3 protein-coding genes and 1 pseudogene are annotated in these 2,015 nt (G+C 52.7%); 2 read left to right on the forward strand and 2 right to left on the reverse strand.

Features of this window, described 5'->3' with window-relative positions; genetic code table 11:
* A pseudogene (locus AC2LB6_RS24525) lies at positions 1–538 on the forward strand (phage tail protein); the annotation flags it as partial.
* Positions 538–1,128, forward strand: coding sequence for a tail fiber assembly protein (locus tag AC2LB6_RS24530; RefSeq protein ID WP_490095465.1), 591 nt, complete (start codon positions 538–540; stop codon positions 1,126–1,128). The pseudogene AC2LB6_RS24525 and the gene AC2LB6_RS24530, both read left to right, overlap by 1 nt.
* Before the next feature lie 29 nt (positions 1,129–1,157).
* Here the strand turns inward: AC2LB6_RS24530 and AC2LB6_RS24535 are convergent, their stop codons facing one another.
* Together AC2LB6_RS24535 and AC2LB6_RS24540 are read right to left on the reverse strand one after the other, a co-directional pair.
* A complete protein-coding gene (locus AC2LB6_RS24535) occupies positions 1,158–1,346 on the reverse strand; it encodes a hypothetical protein (protein ID WP_490095466.1) in 189 nt (62 codons plus the stop codon).
* Complete coding sequence (locus AC2LB6_RS24540; RefSeq protein WP_490095467.1) at positions 1,343–1,978, reverse strand: glycine-rich domain-containing protein; 636 nt, start codon at positions 1,976–1,978, stop codon at positions 1,343–1,345. The genes AC2LB6_RS24535 and AC2LB6_RS24540 overlap by 4 nt, the downstream gene beginning before the upstream one ends.
* Between the last annotated feature and the right edge of the window lie 37 nt (positions 1,979–2,015).

The following is a 2,015-nucleotide window of genomic DNA, read 5'->3' on the forward strand; positions in this document are numbered from 1 at the left end:
AAACCTCGGTTTAGGCGAAGGCGCGCCCGTTATCGGTTCACCGTTCCCCTGGCCTCACACCAAAATGCCTGACGAACTCTTTCCCTCAATGGCTGGCATGGTCTTTCTGAAAAGTAACGGGGCAAGTTTCAGCGGTACGCTATACCCAAAACTGGCGCTGGCTTATCCGGGGCTGAAGCTGGCCGATCTACGTGGCGAGTTTATCCGTGGATGGGATGATGGGCGCGGGGTTGATAGTGGGCGTGCATTGGGTTCCTCACAGGCATCGACTGGCCTGCGAACAGCTGCAGTTGACTACCCAGGTATTGATGCGACAACCTCGGGGGCTACCGTGGGTACGGCATTTAATCAGCCTGATTCACTCACTAAGACTCAGCCTGGCGATGCGAAAACACCTGATAATGGTGTTTTAGGCGCAGTACTCAGCGACAACTCAATCCAAGCTACTCAATTGCAATCCGGTATTCAGGGCGGCTCTGTATGGATCACAATGCGTCCGCGTAACGTGGCGTTTAACTACATCGTGAGGGCTGCGTAATGGCTAAAGCAACGCTTGATAAAAACGGCCTCGCAAAATTGGCAGGTACACTGACAATTTATAATTATGATGTGGTAAGCGGTGAGTTTACCGGCTCCAGCGATGAGTTTCTGGCGCAGGGTGTTGGCCTGCCCGCTAATGCCTGCATCAAAGCCCCGCCCGCAACTGAAGTCGGGAATGTAGCGATTTATCATGACGGCAACTGGCAGGCCGTTGCTGATCATCGTGGGGAAACTGTTTATTCAGTCACTGACGGCGCAGCAGTGCTGATTAACGTACCGGGTGATTATCCGGCACACACTACGCCACTCAAACCAGCAACCCCCTGGGATAAATGGGATGGTGAGAAATGGGTAACTGATCCAGTTGAAGAGAAAGCGGCAGCTATCAAAGAAGCCAGAGAAAGGCAGGCTTCACTGGTTGCGGAAGCGAACAGCATTACGCAGGCATGGCAAACCCAGCTGCGCTTAGAGATGATTACTGAAGCAGATAAAGCTTCTCTTATGTCATGGATGAAGTACGTGCAGGCTGTCCAGGCTGTGAACGTTCAGGCTTATCCTGCAATCACGTGGCCGCAAAAACCGCAATGATAACAAAGCCCGCATCGCGGGCTTAATATTCAGATCGTAATCATCGGTAATGGTTCAGAGAAACGACCATCTTCATATTGCCAGCCTTCAGTCGGCTCCGGCGCTAAGCCGGTAACATCAACCCACTGCATGGAAGGGTGAAATAACTCTTTGATATTGCTGTCTGTAGTGAATAATTCCTGTACAACTTCTCGCTCAATGCGTGCGTAAGTTTTCATGCGTATTCCTCGATCAGAATTATTCCGTCTCCGCCTTTTCCGCCTGTCTGCGCTGCTGAATTACTGACAGAAAAAGCGCCGCTGCCGCCTGAACCGAACAATCCGTCTTCACCTGAAAAAGCTACACCTGCAGCTATCGGGTTGCCGCCAGCGGAATGGCATGATGCGCCACCGCCGCCGCTTTCATATCCGTTGCTGAGGGTGATGGCTGGCCCGCCTGCGCCGCCTCTGATATTCATAAAATTTCCACCAATACCAGTTCCACCGCCACCGTTAGAAAGCAGGCGAAATTCACCGTAATTAAACACGGTGCCGCTTGCACCTCTGGCCCCATTGCCAGCAGAAAGATACTTGCCGAAACTGCTGCTCTGGCCGGGCTGCGGTTCAGCAGCACCCACACCACCCAGACCACCTTTACCGACGGTAAGCTTCACTGGAAATTCAAGGTCATCCACCGCGAACCATGATACTGATGTTCCACCGGCACCGCCGCCTGAACCTACCGCACCCTGACTGTTACCCGCAGCAGCAGCGCCGCCACCTCCACCCCCTCCGGCTGTTACGGTAATCTTTAACAGCCGGGCGGCAGGCTTATCGTAAGAAGCGTTTTCAGTGATGCGATTTAACTTCAATAAACGCCCTGAAAACTTTTCTGTTAAACCGAGGTTT

This window comes from Pantoea sp. RCC30.1 (assembly GCF_058148845.1).